This window comes from Bacillota bacterium (assembly GCA_012518215.1).
Taxonomy (GTDB): domain Bacteria; phylum Bacillota; class Dethiobacteria; order DTU022; family PWGO01; genus JAAYSV01.
In genome coordinates, this window is sequence record JAAYSV010000049.1 from 88,741 (window position 1) to 108,218 (window position 19,478).

Annotated in this window: 17 protein-coding genes; 6 read left to right on the forward strand and 11 right to left on the reverse strand. The window is 50.6% G+C overall.

Annotated elements, in window-relative coordinates; translation table 11 throughout:
- Positions 1 to 11 precede the first annotated feature (11 nt).
- On the reverse strand, positions 12 to 1,769 hold the full coding sequence (locus tag GX364_08050; GenBank protein ID NLI70797.1) for an alpha/beta hydrolase: 1,758 nt from the start codon (positions 1,767 to 1,769) through the stop codon (positions 12 to 14).
- Between the two features lie 441 nt (positions 1,770 to 2,210).
- On the opposite strand from GX364_08050, the gene GX364_08055 reads away from it, so the two are divergent.
- From GX364_08055 to GX364_08065, 3 genes are read left to right on the forward strand one after another with little or no spacing between them, the layout of a single operon-like run.
- Entirely contained in the window at positions 2,211 to 3,158 is a 948-nt protein-coding gene (locus GX364_08055; protein NLI70798.1) for a zinc ABC transporter substrate-binding protein, read from the forward strand.
- A 33-nt stretch (positions 3,159 to 3,191) separates the two neighbouring features.
- Complete coding sequence (locus GX364_08060) at positions 3,192 to 4,010, forward strand: ABC transporter ATP-binding protein (protein ID NLI70799.1); 819 nt, start codon at positions 3,192 to 3,194, stop codon at positions 4,008 to 4,010.
- Positions 4,003 to 4,830, forward strand: coding sequence for a metal ABC transporter permease (locus GX364_08065; GenBank protein ID NLI70800.1), 828 nt, complete (start codon positions 4,003 to 4,005; stop codon positions 4,828 to 4,830). The genes GX364_08060 and GX364_08065 overlap by 8 nt, the downstream gene beginning before the upstream one ends.
- Positions 4,831 to 4,850: 20 nt before the next feature.
- On the opposite strand, the gene GX364_08070 is transcribed toward GX364_08065, so the two are convergent.
- Positions 4,851 to 5,531 carry an MBL fold metallo-hydrolase gene (locus tag GX364_08070; GenBank protein ID NLI70801.1) on the reverse strand — a complete coding sequence of 227 codons (681 nt, stop codon included), beginning with the start codon at positions 5,529 to 5,531 and terminating at the stop codon, positions 4,851 to 4,853.
- Positions 5,532 to 5,621: 90 nt separating this feature from the next.
- On the opposite strand from GX364_08070, the gene GX364_08075 reads away from it, so the two are divergent.
- Together GX364_08075 and GX364_08080 are read left to right on the forward strand one after the other, a co-directional pair.
- A complete protein-coding gene (locus GX364_08075; protein NLI70802.1) occupies positions 5,622 to 6,173 on the forward strand; it encodes a hypothetical protein in 552 nt (183 codons plus the stop codon).
- Between the two features lie 9 nt (positions 6,174 to 6,182).
- A complete protein-coding gene (locus GX364_08080; GenBank protein NLI70803.1) occupies positions 6,183 to 7,586 on the forward strand; it encodes an MATE family efflux transporter in 1,404 nt (467 codons plus the stop codon).
- Between the two features lie 23 nt (positions 7,587 to 7,609).
- Here the strand turns inward: GX364_08080 and GX364_08085 are convergent, their stop codons facing one another.
- Complete coding sequence (locus GX364_08085) at positions 7,610 to 7,774, reverse strand: hypothetical protein (GenBank protein NLI70804.1); 165 nt, start codon at positions 7,772 to 7,774, stop codon at positions 7,610 to 7,612.
- Between the two features lie 215 nt (positions 7,775 to 7,989).
- A complete protein-coding gene (locus tag GX364_08090; protein ID NLI70805.1) occupies positions 7,990 to 10,434 on the reverse strand; it encodes a penicillin acylase family protein in 2,445 nt (814 codons plus the stop codon).
- A 230-nt stretch (positions 10,435 to 10,664) separates the two neighbouring features.
- On the opposite strand from GX364_08090, the gene sigK reads away from it, so the two are divergent.
- Positions 10,665 to 11,348, forward strand: coding sequence for an RNA polymerase sporulation sigma factor SigK (gene sigK / locus GX364_08095; GenBank protein NLI70806.1), 684 nt, complete (start codon positions 10,665 to 10,667; stop codon positions 11,346 to 11,348).
- 8 nt (positions 11,349 to 11,356) lie between these two features.
- Here the strand turns inward: sigK and GX364_08100 are convergent, their stop codons facing one another.
- From GX364_08100 to alaS, 7 genes are all read right to left on the reverse strand, one after another.
- Positions 11,357 to 13,006, reverse strand: coding sequence for a penicillin-binding protein 2 (locus GX364_08100; protein ID NLI70807.1), 1,650 nt, complete (start codon positions 13,004 to 13,006; stop codon positions 11,357 to 11,359).
- A 97-nt stretch (positions 13,007 to 13,103) separates the two neighbouring features.
- Complete coding sequence (locus GX364_08105; protein NLI70808.1) at positions 13,104 to 14,330, reverse strand: U32 family peptidase; 1,227 nt, start codon at positions 14,328 to 14,330, stop codon at positions 13,104 to 13,106.
- 173 nt (positions 14,331 to 14,503) lie between these two features.
- On the reverse strand, positions 14,504 to 14,812 hold the full coding sequence (locus tag GX364_08110; protein ID NLI70809.1) for a DUF1292 domain-containing protein: 309 nt from the start codon (positions 14,810 to 14,812) through the stop codon (positions 14,504 to 14,506).
- Between the two features lie 105 nt (positions 14,813 to 14,917).
- Positions 14,918 to 15,349, reverse strand: coding sequence for a Holliday junction resolvase RuvX (gene ruvX, locus GX364_08115; GenBank protein ID NLI70810.1), 432 nt, complete (start codon positions 15,347 to 15,349; stop codon positions 14,918 to 14,920).
- Positions 15,342 to 16,313, reverse strand: a complete 972-nt coding sequence (locus tag GX364_08120; GenBank protein NLI70811.1) for a 4Fe-4S binding protein — start codon at positions 16,311 to 16,313, stop codon at positions 15,342 to 15,344. The genes ruvX and GX364_08120 overlap by 8 nt, the downstream gene beginning before the upstream one ends.
- A 37-nt stretch (positions 16,314 to 16,350) precedes the next feature.
- Complete coding sequence (locus tag GX364_08125; protein NLI70812.1) at positions 16,351 to 16,620, reverse strand: IreB family regulatory phosphoprotein; 270 nt, start codon at positions 16,618 to 16,620, stop codon at positions 16,351 to 16,353.
- A 45-nt stretch (positions 16,621 to 16,665) separates the two neighbouring features.
- Entirely contained in the window at positions 16,666 to 19,308 is a 2,643-nt protein-coding gene (alaS, locus tag GX364_08130) for an alanine--tRNA ligase (protein NLI70813.1), read from the reverse strand.
- Between the last annotated feature and the right edge of the window lie 170 nt (positions 19,309 to 19,478).

Below are 19,478 nucleotides of genomic sequence, written 5' to 3' on the forward strand. Positions count from 1 at the left end.
CGTATCTTTCCTTACTTTTGCATCACCATGAAACGTTCCATGTAATAAAGGAACAGGCGATTGAAATATCCGTTGAAATAGAAATCACTGGCATGGGCGGCCAGAGGCAGATAGATGATCGCACAATCGTTGTTCCCCGCTTCCCTGTACCTCTCCTGGAAAGAAGTCGAGGTCTCGTATGCAACCATGCCATCTTTCATCCCCTGATAGATCAAACAGGGGGGGCTGTCCTTCTCCACGAGCAGTTCCACATCTTTCCACTCGTCTGCTCCCCCCAGCTTCTCGAAGATGAGCTGCTCCTTGTTTGCAGGATAAAAGGGGATAAAACCTTTGATGTCAAGTTCAGGACTGAATAGTTCCTGGTGTTGCCCGCCGGAGATAGCCAGAGCCATGGCCGTTGTAAAGTGCCCGCCGGCAGACCCCCCGGAAATAAACACAGAATCCAGATTGGCGCCATATTCTGCGGCATGTTCCTCCAGATAATAGCTGAAGATGCCCAGGTGGCGTACCATGTCGTCAAGAGAAAATGGGCCGGTCAGATACTCCGGTGCTCCCAGTGATAAAACAGAGAGAGCTGCCTCCGGGATTTCAATTTTGTTCAGAAAACCGATAAAATCATACATTTCATTGAGCATGAGCAGATCGATGCGGTCCGAAAGCCCGTATTCCACATCGAAGACAGTGTAGCCCTGGGAGGCAAGATATTTGTTCATGGGCATCATGTTGAAAACACCCTTGCTCCCGGCTATCCATGCCCCACCGTGAACGCGGATGAGGGTTGAACCCCAACCGGGAAGATCGGGGTTGTCTTCGGCCGGCATGAAAACATCGAAATACAGGCGTATCCCTTCGTCCACCCCCTCCGTACCTTCATAGAAAAGAACGTCTTGCTCGTAAATAAAATCAACCGGTGGTGTTCCAAGAAAATATGCGGGAATGGAGATCTTGCTCGGCAGGAATAGAACTTCGTCCGACGGATCAATTTCCGCGCGCCACCCCTCCCCGAAAGCAGCGGCAAAATTGGCTTCCGCCGCGGTGGAAGCACGTGGAATCGCAAACAACGGGGATAGAAAGATGATAAAAATGGCCAGGCCGGTTATGCCCGTCAGATAACGCAGCCCGCTCGGTGTCTTCTTGTAAATTTTCAATATCAACAACGCCAGAGTGAAAAAATAAAAGGCCCAGAATATGCCAAACTGACAGACGAGGATCTGGGTCATGCCGAAATAGCAAGTCAGCAAAACATACGCCAGGAAGAACGAGGGAAGATACAGGATGTAGATCAGCAGCAGGAGAATCTTCTTCAGGAATGGGGTTTTCTGATCTATCTCCTCCAACGAAAAACGCTTCCTGATGGGAAAATCATCGGAAATCCCGGCCAGGGTCATGAGCAGATGGATGATCCCGAAGCCCAGAATACCGAAAAATGATGGGTAGACTGCAAGGAGCATGGTACGGTTGAAATCCACATTGTCAAGCGTGTTGGTTGCCTGCAGGTTACCGAACCAGATTCCCAGTATGGCCACGAAGAAAAAAAGCAGATAGAATGTCCCGAAGGCATTCAGCTTGCCGCTTGCACCCCACAGATTGTTCAGATAGACAACCAGAATGTTGGTCGTGAAAGCCAGCAGGATCAGAACACCAAAGAAATTCAAAAAAGGAGCCTTCCCCGGCATGGCAACATAAATGATCCCGTAAATTAAAGAAACCAGGCTCAAAAAAAGAGCAAATACAGTGATTCCTCTCAGTACATTCTTTTTTTCCAACATGAGCTTATCCTCCCTTGCGAACCAAAATATAATTTGCCTTCAAGTAATACATATTTCTATACAACCCGTTTTTAAACCTTTTTTTAAAAAACAATTGCCGGGGTATCGATACAAAATTGCTACCTGTCATCACGAAGAGGTGATGGCAATATCATTGTACCAGGGAGATGGCAATGATGGGAACCTGTTTTATACGGGGAGAGCCGGTAGCTCACTGCTTTACAGGAGGGGACCCCACAGTTATCCGGACCCCGGCAATCAACTTGAATGCTGCTGATGGAGATTGTTTTTCCTCTGCCATGACAGATGCGTGGGCGGAGCGGGGCTGTTGGTTGCTCTGAATCAGGGGAAACAGGAACCATCAATACAGAAAGAACGGGTATCTGTCATTTTCTGTTCTGCCAAAATGGTGTCAGGATGTTAATGAAAGGAGTGCAAAATTTGAAATCGATTCGTAACCATCGTTCCCTCCATTCCATGATTTTCCCCATGGTTGCGTTCTGCGCCTTGATCGCCGTGGCAGCCTGCGGTTGCCATGACCATCATGATGCTTGCCCGGATGGAAACGGCAAGATAGCGGTCATGGCCACTATCTTTCCCATCGCTGATATAATCAAAAACATTGGTGGAAATTACGTTGTCGTGACCTGCCTTCTCCCCCCCGGAGCAGATCCCCATACTTTCGAACCCACCGCATCACAGGTTAAAAATACTTCGCAAGCAGATATATTTTTCTGCATCGGCGGCGGGCTTGATGATTGGGCCACGAAACTTTCCGATGCAGCGGCAGAGCGAAAACCCCAACTCACCCGCCTCATGGAAAACATGCATGAGTCAGTATTGCCCTTTCCGGAACATGATTCGGCGCGCGTTGAAAATCCCCACATCTGGCTCGACCCCTTGCTGGTACGCGATCATATCGTTCCGATCATTACCGAGGAACTGTCACATGCCCTTCCGCAAATGAAAGAATGTTTTGCAGAAAATAGTGCCGCTTATCAGCTAGAACTGACCGCACTCGACCGGGAGATAAACAAACGCTTCACCTCGCTGAAGAGACGTTCTTTTATCTCCTACCATTCTGCCTGGGTATATTTTGCGGCACGCTACGAATTGGAGGAAACAGCGGTTATCTCCGAACATCCGGGTGAAGAACCTTCGCCCCGGTGGGTTGCTGAACTGATAGATCTTGCCAGGGAACATGCAATAACCACCATATTCGCCGAACCGCAAACGAACACTGCCATGGCCGAGAGTATTGCTGCCGAAATAGGCGGCCACGTTTCGCTGCTCGACCCCGTGGGGGGCGAGGGCATCCCGGGCAGGAGCTCCTATCTGGAACTTATGCGCTACAACACCGATTTGATAGCGGAAGGATTCCGGGAATGAATTCGAAAAAATGTACGGGAGGTAAAACCGACAATGTCCTCCAGCCGTGTCATTGTAGAATTCAGGGATGTTTGCATCAACATTGACGGGGTTAAGATACTGGAAAAGATAACTTTTCAAGTAAACAGAGGAGAGATGATCGGGGTTATCGGCCCCAATGGGGCAGGTAAAACCACCCTTTTAAAAACGGTCCTCGGGTTGGTAAAATTTGAGCGGGGGGAAGTCCTTGTTTTTGGGGTCAACCCTGCACACCTTGGTAAAAAACGCCGTCTGATTGGATATATCCCCCAGACGAACACTTTTGAGCCGAGGTTTCCTGTTTCCTCTGCCGATGTGGTCTCCATGGGCTTGCTCGGTCATCGTCCCGGGTCGGGTTTTTCAATATCCCGGCGGAAACAGATCACCGAGACCCTTGAAAAGGTCGGTCTGGCTGACTGCGCCGACTATCCATTCTACACTCTTTCCGGAGGGCAGCAGCAAGGTATCCTCCTGGCCAGGGCTATTATTGGTAAACCGGAGTTGCTCCTGCTCGATGAACCTACTTCGGGGCTCGATGCGGTTGCCCGGGAAAATTTTCTTGTCCTGCTGGAAAATTTGCAAAGGCATCTGGGCCTTACCGTCATGATGGTCTCTCATGATTTCATGAGTATTGCCCATTCAACACATTCGATCATCTGTATCAACAATTCCATGCATATCCATGGAAATCCATCCGAAGTACTTGGCGATTCCCGCCTTGGTGAACTTTTCCGTTGTCAGTATGACGTTCTGGAACATGGAAAAAAGTTGACGAACAACATCCCCCGAAGGCCAGAGAACGAAAGCCCTCCCGAAACAGGAAGTGATGGCTAACATGGATAATATTTTTTCTTTTATCTTCATGCAACGGGCCCTGATCGCCTCGGTGATGATCGGTGTACTATGCTCCGCCGTCTCCCTTCTGGTGGTACTTAAACGACTTTCTTTCCTGAGTGTTGGCCTTTCCCATTCAGCGCTCGGGGGTATCGCCATGGGCCTGGTAACCGGGATAAATCCAATGTTGACCGGTATCCTGTTTGCCATAATCGTTGCTCTGGCCACGGGCCTTGCAACTCATCGACGAAAAATTGCTGAAGACACTGCCATCGGCATCATGTTCTCGGCAGGTATGGGAATTGGCATCATCCTTATCAGCCTTGCCAGTGGATACTATCCTGAACTCTTCTCCCTGCTTTTCGGGAATATCCTCGCTGTTACATCAGCCGATCTCTACCTGCTGGGAACGGTAACGGTGGCGGTTCTGCTTTTCATCGGCTTTTTCCTGAAGGAGTTGCTGGCGATCTGCTTTGACGAAGAGATGGCTTTGGTGGGCGGCATTCCGGTCATGCCTCTTTATCTGGGTATGTTGGTGGCCATGGCAGTGACGATCATGGTTTCTGTAAAGATCGCCGGTGTCGTTCTTGCTTCCGCCTTGCTTGTCATTCCGGCAGCAACCGGTTATCGTCTATGCAAAAATTATCGGGGTATGCTTGTTGCCTCCCTGCTCACGGGATTGGTCGGTTGTATCGGTGGTCTGCTTCTATCCTACTTCTTGAACTTCCCGTCAGGAGCCACGATCGTGTTGGTGATGACGACACTCTTCCTGCTTTCCGGTTTTAAAAAAACAAAGGACCCCCCCACGGCCTCATTCTGAAAACCCTGTTTCACATCTTTCTAGAAAAAATAACTCTTGATGGTGGAAAAATTACGGTCAATGTTTTCCGGCCCGGAAACCATATCCATGTGCCCTGGCAGCAACCATTGGATTTCCTCTTCCATGAGAGACAGTTTTTCAATGCTTTCTTTCATCAATTCCATGTCGCCGCCCGGAAAATCTGTGCGCCCGATACTGGATCTGAAAACGGTATCGCCGCTGATCAGTGCTTTTTCCTTGTAGTGATAAAAACAGGCTGAGCCCGGTGAGTGCCCGGGGGTATGCAACACTTTCAAGACCGTGTCCCCCACCTCCAGATCTCCTTCCTGAAGGAAAATATCCGGGGCCAGATCGACAGAGGTGTTTCCACCCCGTTCATGATATATTCTGGCCATCGCGTCAAGCAGGTACTCCTCCTCCTTGTGCACCGCGATACGCGCACCGCTTTCTTCCCTGATCGCCGGCGCCGACTCGTAATGGTCCGGATGGCCGTGAGTGCAGATGATCAGCTTGATATCTTTGAAAGAAAAACCGTCTTTTTCAATTTTTTTTCTTAACTGCTCCATGCAATCTTCACCAAATTCATTCCTCAGGTGACCGGGATCAACAAGGATATTCTTCTCTCCCGCCAAAAGATATGTATTGCAGTTATTTCCGTACCCCCCCCAGGGATACCAGAATAGCTTTTCCGTCAACAACAACAACAATCCCTCCTTAACATCATTGCTTCGTTCTGATATAATGTAATAATTATAGCACATTCTGGGAAAAAGGGGCAAAGGAGATCCAATATGGACAAGATCAGATCGGCAGCCGAGATTGCCATGGAAAAAATCAAAAAAATAGACATCGATAGCAATGCCGTTGAAAAACACGGCGAGTACATAAAGGCGGCCAAAGTACTGGCTTCCGCACTCATTGAAAACAGAACCGACGCAGAAAAAATAATGCAATCTCTCAAGCGCTATCCGCAGGATGTCATGAATGCCGTGGAAAAAGTTTTTTTTCAGAGCATTGCCGGAGGCATCAATCTTTCCAATACAACGGAAATCATAAATATGATCCATCACCTGACCTCCGATAAAGTTATCCTGGAGGCGACAGAAGAGTTGAATGCCATTTTCCGGCAGCGTCAGGCAAAGTTGAAAAAGCTACTGGAAGAGGCTGCAAGTAAAAGAGAAGAACTGGCCCTGCAGGAACTGAGCAGGGAAGGAATAAGAGGGTCTGCCATTTACCGTATAAACTCCAGGGGTGACATCGGGGAAGACATATTTTCCCGCTGCGAGGAAGAATATCGCAGGGAGATATCGGGTTTTTGTTCTTTTCTTTCTCAAAAAGCCTGATCTAATGGGGTGTACAAGATAGTAAACGATAACCGCACCGAGTTGCTGGAGGAAAATATCTTCACCCTGATCTGGAGATATTCCCTTCCGGCTACCACGGGCATGCTAGTAAACGCATCATTCAATATAATCGACACCATATTCGTCGGCTTTCTGGGGAGCGAGGCCATCGCCGGCCTCTCCGTATCCTTCCCCGTGCAAATGTTGATGGGAGGCATCGCCATCGGCACCGCCGTGGGGGCCTCATCCCTTATCTCACGTCAACTAGGTGCCGGTGATTACAGGGAGGCCAGCAAAACAGCCAGTCAGTCCTTCTCCCTGGCACTGTTGCTCAGTCTCGTTATCATCTTTATCGGCATTTTCTACCTGGAAGATATGATCACCATGTTCGGTGCCACCCCCGAGATATTTTCGGCCACATACGATTATCTTTCCATAATTTTGTGGGGGGCTCCCACCGTCTTCCTGATGATGATGAGCAACAATATCATCCGCGGTGAAGGGAACCCGGTCATGTCCATGAAGATCATGATCGCCGGTGCGGTGCTGAATATCATCCTCGATCCCATCTTCATCTTTGTTCTGGACCTGGGCATCAAGGGCGCCGCTCTGGCAACGGTCGTTGCCCGCACAATCGTGCTCTTCTACGTTGCTTATTATTATCTTTCGGGCAAGAGTGTTGTCCGTATTGCAGCGAAATGGTTCCTGCTCCGCTGGAAAATAATTTATGAAATATACAGGGTGGGCATCTCTGCGATCTTCACACAGATTGCCTTCAATCTGGCTACTATTTTCGTGAACAGGATTCTTGGAGGCTATGATTACCTGGGCATCGCCGCTCTCGGAATTATCATGCGCTTGCAGGCATTTATCATCTTGCCCTGTATCGGCATCTCCCAGGGCCTTCTGACCATCATCGGTTTCAATTTCGGGGCCGGGCTCCACAAAAGAGTGCGCGAATCATTCCTTAAAGCGACATTTGTTGCTTTCATCTTTGCTACTGCCATCTCCCTTCCTTTCTTTCTTTTTTCCCCCTTCTTCATCAGCATATTCAGCCGGGATTACCAGCTGATCGAGATTGCTTCTTACGCATTGCGCATCATGGTCGTCTCCATCCCCATTGCCTCCTTCCAGATCATCTCCTCGGTTCTTTTTCAGGGAACAGGACGTGGATTGCCTGCCCTGGTACTGACACTTTCCCGTCAATTGCTGCTCTACCTGCCCCTGGTTTATATTCTGGATAAATTCTGGGGTATGGATGGAATCTGGTTCTCCGCCCCCATCTCTGACATGGCCTCCTGGATAATAGCCCTGGTTGCTGTGACCATTGAATTCAACCGCTTGAAAACCCCTATGTGGAGTTATATCTCCGCTTCATTGCAGCGGAGGATAGCCCGTGAACCAACCCCCTAGCCGAATTTCCCTCTCCCGTTCTTCTACTTCATTGCCCATGATGGCCTGGCCACAAAGTCCGCAGCCCACCGTGAAAAAGCGTAGAGGAAGAAACGGAAAAGCAGGAAAATAGCCATGTGGCTGTCATCAAAGATCCGGAAATTGCAGCCTGGCGGGTTGAGCCTCTCTTCTTGACTGCCGCGTGGCAAAGGAATTTTCTCGTACGGCAGTCAACCGTGGCTTGATACGGGTGGGCAAGGTGAAATGCCAGGGCTTGAATAACGCCAACATCGTCCTGAAAATAAATCGCTCCCGGGCAGAGCATGTCCCCGCCCGGGAGCAGAATTGTCTACTTTGTATTTTTCCTCTCACTCATGAACAACGTTTACCGCGCGAACGTCAAGTCCGGGATAAGGCCTCCGTTTTACTCCGGTTGCAAGGTTACAACCCTGGTTGCTTTTTCCGTAACTTCCTCCTTCTCGAAGCACATCCGCTTGTATTCGCCGGCCAGCCACATATCCAGCAGGTCATCATAATGTTCACTGCGAATATGGCCGGAGTTGCCAATCGCAAGCATATCATAGGCCTCGTGGTTTGACATGTCGATGAGATAGCGATAGGGAGCCCCCAGCATCACATCGAAGGGTATTTCAGGAGTAGGCAAACTTCCCATCGCACAGGGAGTGGAAATGTTTCCTCCCACGTTGAATGGGCCGCGGTCATACCTTTTGGGGTTGACCTCGGCACCAATATAGTGGTTGAAGGTATGCTGATGAATTTTGCCCCATTCCCAGGAAGACACCTCCGAGCCGACGTTGGCAGAAAGGTCTGCCACCGTTTCAGCAAATACTTCCCTTACCGTGTCATCAAAATCCCCGCTGATCCAGGCCGAACTGCCGGTCCTGATGTTGCGATCCAGGACATTGATAATACTCTTGTAGCTGAACGCTTGATCTTCAAGTTCCGCCGGCAGCTGATCCAGATAAACGTTTTTGATAAACAGGGAGTAGAACCTCCAGAAAATAGCAGCACCGACCGAATCTGCCTCGTCCAGCGGATTTTTCGCCCATGTTTTCAATGTCTGCAGGGCCTGAAGCTCTTTCTCATCCAGTTCCGATTCTTTTCTTTCCAGCGAGGCGATTATTTCCTGTGCCAATTTGCCCCCCATATCATTGTAGTAACTGGTCTGGACCGCCTTCATGTCATCCAATGTCAGTTTGTTCCCGCTGTCAACACGTTCTCTCAGTTGCTTGGTGATCCCGATAGCCCGGGAAGGATGTGTCCATTCATAGGAAATGAAGTAAGGATAGTCATCCTCGACGACCCGGTGATTGGCGGTAACGATCATCCCCGAAGGAGGATTGTAGAGGTAGGGAATATCATCCATATCGACAAATCCGGTCCACTCATATTCACTGCTCCACCCCGGCACGGGTAGAAGCCCGTTGCCTTCCTGTTCATGCTTGGACGAACGGATGGGAAATTTGCCATTTCCCAGATAACCGATATTCCCCTCCGTATCGGCATAAACAAAATTCTGGGCAGGGGTCCAGAAACTCCTGGTGGCCGCCCTGAACTCTTCAAAATTTTTCGCCCGGATCATCTCTACAAGAGCATCGGCTTTGGGGGTAGCATCGAGGCCGATCCAACGCAGGCTCAGGGGAGTATCCATTCCCACAGCATCAGATATAACCGGACCATGCCTGGTCACGATAATCTCCAGCTCGATGTCCTCCTGCCCCCTCACCTTCACCGTCTCTTCTATTACCTCTGCATCGATCCATTCCCCGTCAAACAAATATTTGTGAGGATCATTTTCATGGAATTTTATTTCATAGAGATCCATCACGTCAGGATCCAGGTTGGTTTCTGCCCAGGCGATGTGCTCGTTGTATCCGGCAATAACCCCCGGAACCCCGGGGAACATTACCCCGGAAACATTCAATTCACCGGGAATGATGAGGTGGTTCATGAACCAGATAGCAGGCAAATCCAGGGTCAGGTGCATATCACTGGCCAGCAATGCACCGCCGCTCTCGGTCAAATCCCCGCTGACCACCCAGTTGTTGGAACCGATCCCGCTAACTGCCTCTCCGAAACCGGTCTGGCAGGAAAGTTCTATCAGCCTGGCTGCGCCCGCAATATCCCTGTCCGTGGCGTTGGTTACAATGGTTGGCCCGTATTCGGCATAGCCCGGGAGAATATCCTTGAATTTATCACTGTCCACGCCGATTTTGGATCCCAGGGCATACAGGAACAGCTCCGTCTCCATGTTGCCTCCCAGCGACCAGGCGATCATCTTCCCTATAGCCAGGGAATCAACGGGAGTCCATTCATCGGGAACATAATCAAAAAGGACAAATTCAGGGGGAAGATTATCGATATTGTCTTCAATATAGGCATTGACGCCGGCAGCAAAACCATCCAGCATCAGCCTGGTTTCTTCAGAAATAACACCCATGTTGGCCTCGGCCGCCCGACGATAGCCAACGGTACGGTTGAAAACATCCTGTTCGACAGTACTTTCTCTTTTGCCCCCCACGATCTCCGACAGCGTGCCGGATATAACCCGGCGGAAAAGATCCATCTGGAAAAGACGGTCATTGGCCTGTGCGTATCCCTGGGCAAAGGCCACGTCCCACTCGCTTTCTGCATAGATATGCGGCACTCCATATTCATCATAATATATGGTAACCGGTTTCTCTACACCGGTGGTAAGTACAGTGCCACTGTAGACGGGCAAGCCGCTTTTCTGTTGAAAAAACCATTTTATCCAGTCAACAACACCTGTTTCCTCCGGTGAACAACCCCCTGCCATGACCGTCAACAAGAACAGCATGGTTATTGCGAACACACTCAGCTTTTTCAATAAAATCTCTCCCTTTTGTAAAATTTCATGAACCTTCCTGATCGTGAAAATATTGTAACATGTACCATCATATTTGTGAAGTTTTTAAAAATACCATTGGCTATTTGAAAGAACAGACGCTTCAAGTTGCCGGGAAAAAATATATTTGTTGTCACACTTTCAGGACCCCGTGCATATACTTTTAAGGTGCGGATTTTTAAAGGGATAAACCGCCAGTGAGACGGGGAGGGTTGCATGTGTTCCTGTTCACCCTTGCAGCTCTGGCAGAAGAGCTGTTTTTGCTGATCGGCTATTATGCCCACAATTCCTTTCCCCAGCCTTTGGCCACGGATGATGAAAGGAAATACCTTCTCAAAATGGCCGAAGGCGACATGGAGGCGAGGAATGTCCTTATTGAACATAACCTCAGGCTGGTCGCTCACATCATCAAAAAATTTGAAACTACCATTGACAAGGAAGACCTTATTTCCATCGGCACGATCGGGCTGATAAAAGGAATCAATACATTTGACATCAACTGCGGGACCCGTCTGGCCACCTATGCAGCCCGTTGTATCGAGAACGAGATATTGATGTACTTCCGCTCCCTTTCCAGGAAAAGGGCCGAAGTCTCGTTGCAGGAACCATTGGGTTTTGACAATGATGGCAACGAGATCAAATTTGAAGACATACTCAGCTACGAGGATTCGGTCCTGAAGGAAGTTGAGGCGAATATTCTCTCCGAAAGGATCATCGCCGCCATAGACAAAAAATTGCACGGTAAAGAGAAACAGGTACTGGCCATGCGATTTGGCCTCTCTGGCAGGAAACGGCGCACGCAGAAAGAAATTGCCAGAATGCTCGGCATCTCCCGTTCATATGTATCCAGAATCGAAAAGAAGGCGATCCAGAAGATTGCCCGCGATTTCAGATGATGGCAGCTTTATCTGATGGCTCTCACAGCCCTCCCGGCAATGCTCCGAAAGATTTCGGCAGCACCAAGATCCCCCCTTTCCTCCATGAAAACAACTACCACGACCCTGGAATTCTCCAGTGGTGCCATTCCAACAAACCAATGGTTGAGCACCTCACGCCCTTCACGCCGTCTCCCGCTTTGCGCCGTCCCCGTCTTCCCCCCCACCATGTACTTCGGATTGGCAGCACCCTTGCCAGTCCCGTACGTGGTAACGCTGTTCAGAACATATTTGAGCTTGTTGACGGTGGAATAACTCAGCACCCTCGTTCCCCTGTCATGGGGAAAACGCTTGACCGTCCGATGGTGACAATCCGTGATACTGTCAACCAGGCGCGGCTTGACCTTTTTCCCGTCATTGGCAATGATGGCTATCAGCTGTGCTGCCTGGATCGGGGTGATCTGCACGAGCCCTTGCCCGATGGATGTATTGGCCAGGGCTATTTGTGTTTCGATCTTCCCGGCGGATGGTATGTACCCGGCATCTTCTCCCAGCGGCAGCCCGGCCACCTCGCCCAGCCCCAGGATTCGAGCGTACCGTTCGATCATTTCTGCCCCCAGTTCCTGGCCAAGGTGAATAAAGGTACTATTGCACGAATAGGCAAAAGCATCTGTAAATGTAAGTTCAGCATGCGGGTGTACATGTGGACAGGGTATATTGCCCTCCGACAATTCAACCGAACCGTGGCAAGAGTATTCTTTGAACAGGGAAGTCAGGCCCTCTTCAAAAGCAGCGGCGGAAAGAACAATTTTGAAAATGGATCCTGGCTGGTAAGAGATCGTCGCCCGATTGTTGAACGGCCCATCCTTGCGGCCAAGGTAATCCTCCACCCGCCCCGGTTGGTAATTGGGCCTGCTGGCCAGAGCCAGTATATCACCGTTGGAGGGATTCATCACCACCACGGCACCCTGTCTGATATGGGCATCCATGATTCTTTCCACATATTCCTGCAGGTCGTGATCTATGGTCAGAACCACGTTGTACGGTTGATGTTGTCCGGAAGAGCCCCCCCGCATTCTTATACCCAGCCCTTCGATAAGGTTCTCCCTCCCATCGACAAAGGCGGAAAGAATCGGTGGCTGTGCGCTCGTAAGCTCGGCATCGTAAAAAAGTTCTATACCTTTCTGCCCTTTTCCATCGCTGTTACGAATATGTCCCACCACATGTGCAGCCAGCACCTGGGGGCTGTACCTTCCCTGCACACCAACCTTTACCACCCCCGGGATGGAGGTATCGGGTTTGAAAGCCAGTGTTCCCCTCTCCCCCCTTTCCACAATAAATGGGAATCGGCTATGCGGCGGAGACATTATTTTATCCATGAAATATTTCGAAGTCGAACCTCGGGCGAGAAGATCTTCTTTACCGTGGTAAATCGAAGGGAAAGCAACGATGGCTTCCTCCCGGATCCCGTTGATAAGGGATATTCCGTTCCGGTCCTGTATATCACCCCGCCCATGCCCCAGGATGATGCTCTGGCTACGCTGCCGCACTGCCCATCTGGTCAATTCCTCGGCATTGATGATCTGTATGAAAGTCAATCTTGTTACCAGTAATGAAAATAATAGTGACATGGTCAATAGCAGAAATACAAGACGCCGCCACTGATTGGAATTTCTCAAAATAAAAACCCCCTGAAGTCATTTTCGACCCGGGAGGCTGCAAATATACCTCTGAAAGTATATTGACCGACAGTCCTCGATTTCCTGTTTCAGTATGTTATGTTGCAGGCAGGTATTTTCGCAATATATCCAGGGGGGCCAGTTTCTCCCCGGGGACAGGGATATGCAGTTGCTGCCGGGGATGGGGCGCTGCATCCAACTCATTTCCGGACAGATCAAAGATCTTCTCTACCTTGAACCTGTAAGGCTTTCCGCTTGGCCCGAAGGCTTCCAGCTCCTCCCCCCTTAGAAAATGATTGCGCTGCTCCACGAAGGCCATCCCTTCTTTCCGATCATATCCGCGGACAACAGCGGCCAGGGTACAGCGTTGACGATACCTCTCCTTGCTGGTGGGATCAACCTGTTCGGGGCGGCCAAAATAAAATCCGGTGTGGTAAGGGCGGTGGCTCACCTTGGTCAATTCCTCCTTCCAGTCCAGATCGGAAGTTGGCCCTTCCGACCGATTCAGGTATTGATCGATAGCCTCGCGGTATACCCTGGTGACGGTGGCCACATAGTGTACCCCCTTCATCCGCCCCTCGATCTTGAAACCATCGATGCCGGCATCGACAAGTTCGGGAATATGTTCGATCATGTTGAGATCCCTGGAACTGAGGATGTAACTCCCACACCCTTCTTCCGCGATCAGGAGGGGGTCATCCAGCCTGTTCTCCTCCGCAAGAATGTAATTCCAGCGACAGGGCTGCGTACATTCACCTCGGTTGGCTCCCCGTCCGGTAAAATATGAACTCAAAATGCATCGCCCCGAGTAGGCCAGGCACATCGCCCCATGCACAAAAACCTCCAGTTCCACATCCACTTTTTTTCTGATCTCCCGGATTTCTTCCAGGCTCAGTTCACGTGCCAGAATGAGGCGCCGACATCCCCTCTCCTTCCAGAAACGAGCGCTTTCCCGGTTGGTAACTCCCGCCTGTGTGCTGAGGTGAACAGGTACCTGCGGGGCAATCCTTTGTGCCAGTTGTAGAATACCTGGATCGGAGATGATCAGTGCATCCACACCCAGGCTGGCCATCCTTTCAATACAGGTAACAGCCTCTTCCAGATGGTGGTTATGGGCGAAAATATTCAGAGCAACATAGACTTTCACCCCTGCTCGATGTGCTACCTGCACACAATCCTCCAGTTCTTTTACAGAAAAACCGGGGACATAGGCACGGAGGTTGAGATCGGCCCCCCCGACATAAACCGCATCGGCACCATAGTGAACGGCCATGTACAGCCTCTCCAGATCCCCGGCCGGGACAACCAGCTCGGGGTGAGAAATGATTACCTTTTTATCGCCAGCGACATCCATAACGTTTGAATCCCATTCCTCCCCGGGAAAGAAAGGCCCCATCATTCTCAAGAACAGGGCGGCCCGGATAGCTGTTGCCCGTGTAAAAAAAACCGGCTTTCAATACGGTTTTCCGCTTCCTTTCCTCCTTGAAACAAACCTGCTCAGCCGTCCGGCCCCTCGTCTTCCTGTTCACGGGCAAGGACAAGTTCTTCCCACTTTTCGGCTGCCAGGTTCCATTCTTCCTCATCCTCCACCTCTTCAAAATAATGCTCGTCGCCCTTCTCCCTTACACGGAAAATATAGGCGTCTTCACCCTCCACTTCTCCCACTTCATCATCCTCACCGTTGAATGTAAGTGGTACCAGGATGGCATATTCGATTTCTTCAACCGGAAATATTTCCACTACCAGGAAACGGTGTTCCACCCCATCCTCATCGATCAAAATGGCCAGATCCTCTTTTTCTTCCATCGAGATTCAACACCTTTCTTTTATTTGCGCTAATGTGAGATGTAAACAAGCCCGGGAATGACCCGTTCTTTTCTAGTATGATGGTCTTTTCTCTTGAAATTTATGTTATTTTTCCGTCGCCAAACGGGCATCCAGGTAGGATTGAAGGATGATCGTCGCCGCAACCTTGTCGATCTTCCTCCTGCGCAAATCACGTTTCATATCGGCTTCGATCAAAACTTTTTCTGCAAAGACAGTTGAAAGCCGCTCGTCCCAGAGATGTACGGTCTGACCAAATTCCCGGACCAACTTCTCCTTGAATCTTTCGGCCTCAAGTGCCGCCGGGCCAATACTCCCATTCATATTGACCGGATAGCCCAGCACTACCTCGCGGACACGGTAACGTTCGAACAGGACCGCCAGTTGCTGCAAATCTTTCTTTATTCCCGAGCGCTCGATGACCGTTATCGGCTGTGCAGTAACCTTGAGGGGATCGCTGACTGCTACCCCTATCCTTTTTTTTCCCAGATCCAATCCCATTATTCTTTTTTCAGACATCTCCGGATCCCGCCTTGTTGATAATTCTCAGGCATAGCAAGGGGCAAGCCGCCCCGCAGTACCCACACAAGATGCATCTCCGCTCGTCCACGACCGGGCCTCCATCCCAGAACAATGCATCCTGGGGGCATGCCTCGATACAACGCTTGCAGGCGCTGCATTCCTCGCTCATGTGTTGCAGTACCCGTTCCTGCTTTCCGATCTTCTCCCTCACGGATGCGGGTACCTTCCGCCCCCGAAATGTATGCAAGGCAAAATCCACTTCTGCAGCACTGCTCATCCCCACAGCAATCGCATCGATACTCGGCTGCCTGCGCAGATAATCAAACGCTTCATCGGCACGGGAATGCAGATGCCCTCCCCCCAACGGTTTCATCGTGTAGATGCCGATGCCGCGTGAATGTGCCCTTTCGATAGCTTTCAGCATTTCTTCCCTGGTACCATCTTTTATACCCAGACCTTCCATATTGAAGAGGGGATGAATGACCTGGATTTCTTCAAAATCCGGCGCTGCCACCACAGCCTCGATTGTATGGCATGAAATCCCCACGGCCCCGATCAGGTTTTCTTTGCGGGCCTCCGCCAGGTAGCGTAATGCAGGCCGATGCCCCTCCAGGGTCAGGCGTGACTCCTGTTCATGGATGAGGAATATATCGATCCGCCTCCTTCCCAGTTCACGAAGGGCTTTCTTCAGGCTGGCCGCTGCCTGTTCGGAAGTGTAAGCATAGGACTTGGTGGCCACAATCACCTCACCTGGATATTGATGCAGCGCTGCCGCGATATGTTGATATGTGCCGTACAATTCGGCAGTATCAATAAAATTTACGCCGCCCTCCAGAGCGCGGCGTACAAGGGATGCTCCCGCATCCACGTTCAGATTGGCCTGCAACGGCCCCATGGTCAACGCACCAAAACACAATCGGGATACCGTCAGTCCACTTTCACCCAATTTGCGATATTCCATCTTGCTATGAACCTATCCTCACCCAACAGTTTAACGATCATTCGGTATCATCATGAAGGTCCGTTCTGTTTACATAACTACGCACCAATTCTTCTATCAATTCATCCCTCTCAACCTTCTTGATCAGGCTGCGTACATTTTTGTGACTGGTAATATATGCAGGTTCACCTGACAACAGGTATCCAACCAACTGATTCAAGGGGTTGTACCCCTTTTCCTTGAGAGCCTGATAAACTTCAAGAATAATACGCTGGGCTTCGTTCACTCCTTCTTCTTTTTTGATTGGAAAACTCACGGTATGTTCCATCTTCTCGTTCAAGGTTCCCCCCCCCCTCGCCCGATTTTTCCATATTCATCTACGATTACCCCTCTGCTCCTCCACAATACCGCTCACCATATCCAGAGCATCCGGCAGAGCCGCGGGGTCCTTCCCCCCGGCCTGGGCCAGGTCTGGCCGACCGCCACCGCCACCGCCAACTTTTCTTGCCACGATGGCAATTATCTTTCCGGCATGAATCCCCTCCTCGATCAGTTCCGGGGTTACGGCGGCCACCAACAAAACGCGGCCTTCTCTGATCGCCCCCAGCACGACCACACCGCGTGACAGCCTTTCTTTCACATGATCGGCCACCTCACGCAGGGTTTCCATGCTGTTCACATCCACCTTGTCGGTAATGATCTGTATGTTGCCATTCTGTTTCAAGCTATTCCTCAGCAAATCCGCAGCCTGATGGAAGATCATCTTTCGCTCAAGTTCTCGAAAGTCATGCTGCAAGCGCCTGTTTTCTTCCACCCAGTCATTGATTCTTTCCTCGATCTGGTCGGGGGTTGTTTTCAGGATACCCGCGACCCGTTTCAAACGATTATCCTGCTCCTGATCATATTTCAAAGCTTCTTCACCTGTCAGCGCCTCGATCCTGCGGATCCCCGCCCCGATGCTTTCTTCCTTGACGATACGTAACAACCCGATCTGACCCGTATTCTCGAGGTGGGTACCGCCGCAAAGTTCGGAACTGTAGGTCCCGATATTGACAACCCTAACCTCATCACCATATTTTTCTTCAAAAAGTGCCATGGCCCCATGTTTCCGAGCTTCCTCCAGCGTGACATACTTGCAACTTACCGGCAATCCTTCCCTGATAACCGCGTTGATCTTGCTTTCAATATCCCGCATCTCCAGATCGGTAAGAGCGGCAAAATGCGTGAAATCGAAACGGATGCGATCGGGAATTACCTGTGAGCCCGCCTGGTTGACATGTTCACCCAGAAACTCCTTGAGTGCCCGGTGCAACAGGTGGGTAGAGGTATGGCTCCTCATGATGGCCTGCCTCCTGGCGTTGTCCACCAGGCCGCGAACGGTAGCACCCTTCTTCAACATCCCCGAATCCACCTTTCCCCGGTGGACGATCTGTTCATGGATGTTGAAATACACATCGGTAATTGAAATTTCCACCCCATCCCCGGTTATCACTCCCGTGTCTGCCACCTGCCCTCCCGATTGGGCGTAAAAGGGCGTTCGATCGATGATAATTTCGACCGTGTCCCCTTCCGAAACCTCTTCGACGGAAAGTGATTCCCTGCAGATGGCCATGATTCTGGCCTCCGCCTCCAGCCGCTCGTAGCCCTCGAAATGGGTGGAAAGATGTCTGCTCTCTTCCCAGCAAAGATCATCAACCGGGTCCCGACCATCGCCACCGGATTTTCGTGCCTTGCGCCCCCTTGATCTCTGCTCCTGCAATGCCCGGTCGAAGTTTACCACATCGACCTCCAGGCCCTTTTCAGCGAGGATCTCCCTGGTAAGATCCAGGGGAAAACCGTATGTATCGTAAAGGCGAAAAGCCACCTCGCCGGGGAACAATCGGTCTTTCCGCTGTTCTCCGGTGCCAAATTCATTCACAAGATAGGATTCCAACATATCCATTCCCTGGTTCAAGGTTTCACGAAAACGATTTTCTTCAAGCTTCACAACCTGCTTGATATAATCTTCCCTCTCACCCAGCTCGGGATAGGTACTCTTCATCAATGATACAACCAGGGAAACGGCACGGTGGAGAAAAGGATTGTCGATTCCCACCAGGCGCCCATGGCGGACAGCTCGACGCAGAAGACGACGTAAAACATATCCCCGCCCCTCGTTGGAGGGCAGAACCCCGTCAGCAACAAGGAAAACAACCCCGCGAAGGTGCTCCGCAACGATGCGCAGGGAAAGCCGGTTGTTCACTGAAAAAGCTTCGCCGGCGATATATTCCACGAGAGGCCGCACCGTATCTATCTCGTAGATAGAGGTAACTCCCTGAAGAACCGTGGCCAGGCGTTCCAACCCGGCGCCGGTGTCAATATTTTTCCTGTCCAGTGTGAGCAGGCTGCCATCGGGCATACGGTTGTACTGAGTAAAAACGAGATTCCAAACTTCCAGAAAACGATCGCAATCACAACCCACCTTGCAATCCGGGCGCCCGCATCCCACTCCCGCGCCCAGATCGAAATATATTTCCGAAGATGGCCCGCATGGACCGGTCCCTATCTCCCAGAAATTATCTTCCTTCCCCATCCGTACTATCCGTGCGGGGTCCAGTCCGACTTCTTTCCTCCAGATATCGGCCGCTTCCTCATCTTCCTCATAGACACTGATCCACAGTTTGTCCGTGGGAAGCTTGAGTAGATGCGTCACGAATTCCCAGGCCCACAGTATGGCTTTTTCCTTGAAATAATCGCCAAACGAAAAATTGCCGAGCATCTCGAAAAAAGTAGCATGTCGCCCGGTGATGCCAACCAGCTCTATATCCGGGGTGCGCACACATTTCTGGCAGGTAGCCATACGGGGATGCGGGGGGGCCTTCTCGCCGGTAAAATATGGTTTCAGGGGAGCCATCCCTGCACCGACAAGGAGCAATGAAGGATCATCCTGTGGCACCAACGAATAACTTGGTACCACAAGATGATCTTTACGTGCAAAAAAGTTCAGAAAGAGCGAGCGTATCTCGTGACTTTGCATAACCTATCCCCCTTGAAACTAAAACCAATTATATTATCTCTGTATACCAGTGTCAACAATATCGGTAGTAGAAATACCCGCCGGGAAAGCGCCACGCGCAAGGGTTTTTTACCGTCTTCGGGCCCCCTTTTCCTCGCCGGAACACCCCATGAAGGTATGGCAAATCTTCA

Coding starts and splice junctions, on each gene's coding strand:
- GX364_08050 (NLI70797.1), bottom strand. CDS start 1,769: ATGTTGGAAAAAAAGAATGTACTGAGAGGAATCACTGTATTTGCTCTT.
- GX364_08060 (NLI70799.1), top strand. CDS start 3,192: ATGTCCTCCAGCCGTGTCATTGTAGAATTCAGGGATGTTTGCATCAAC.
- GX364_08065 (NLI70800.1), top strand. CDS start 4,003: ATGGCTAACATGGATAATATTTTTTCTTTTATCTTCATGCAACGGGCC.
- GX364_08075 (NLI70802.1), top strand. CDS start 5,622: ATGGACAAGATCAGATCGGCAGCCGAGATTGCCATGGAAAAAATCAAA.
- GX364_08110 (NLI70809.1), bottom strand. CDS start 14,812: ATGGAAGAAAAAGAGGATCTGGCCATTTTGATCGATGAGGATGGGGTG.
- ruvX (NLI70810.1), bottom strand. CDS start 15,349: ATGTCTGAAAAAAGAATAATGGGATTGGATCTGGGAAAAAAAAGGATA.
- GX364_08120 (NLI70811.1), bottom strand. CDS start 16,313: ATGGAATATCGCAAATTGGGTGAAAGTGGACTGACGGTATCCCGATTG.
- GX364_08125 (NLI70812.1), bottom strand. CDS start 16,620: ATGGAACATACCGTGAGTTTTCCAATCAAAAAAGAAGAAGGAGTGAAC.
- alaS (NLI70813.1), bottom strand. CDS start 19,308: ATGCAAAGTCACGAGATACGCTCGCTCTTTCTGAACTTTTTTGCACGT.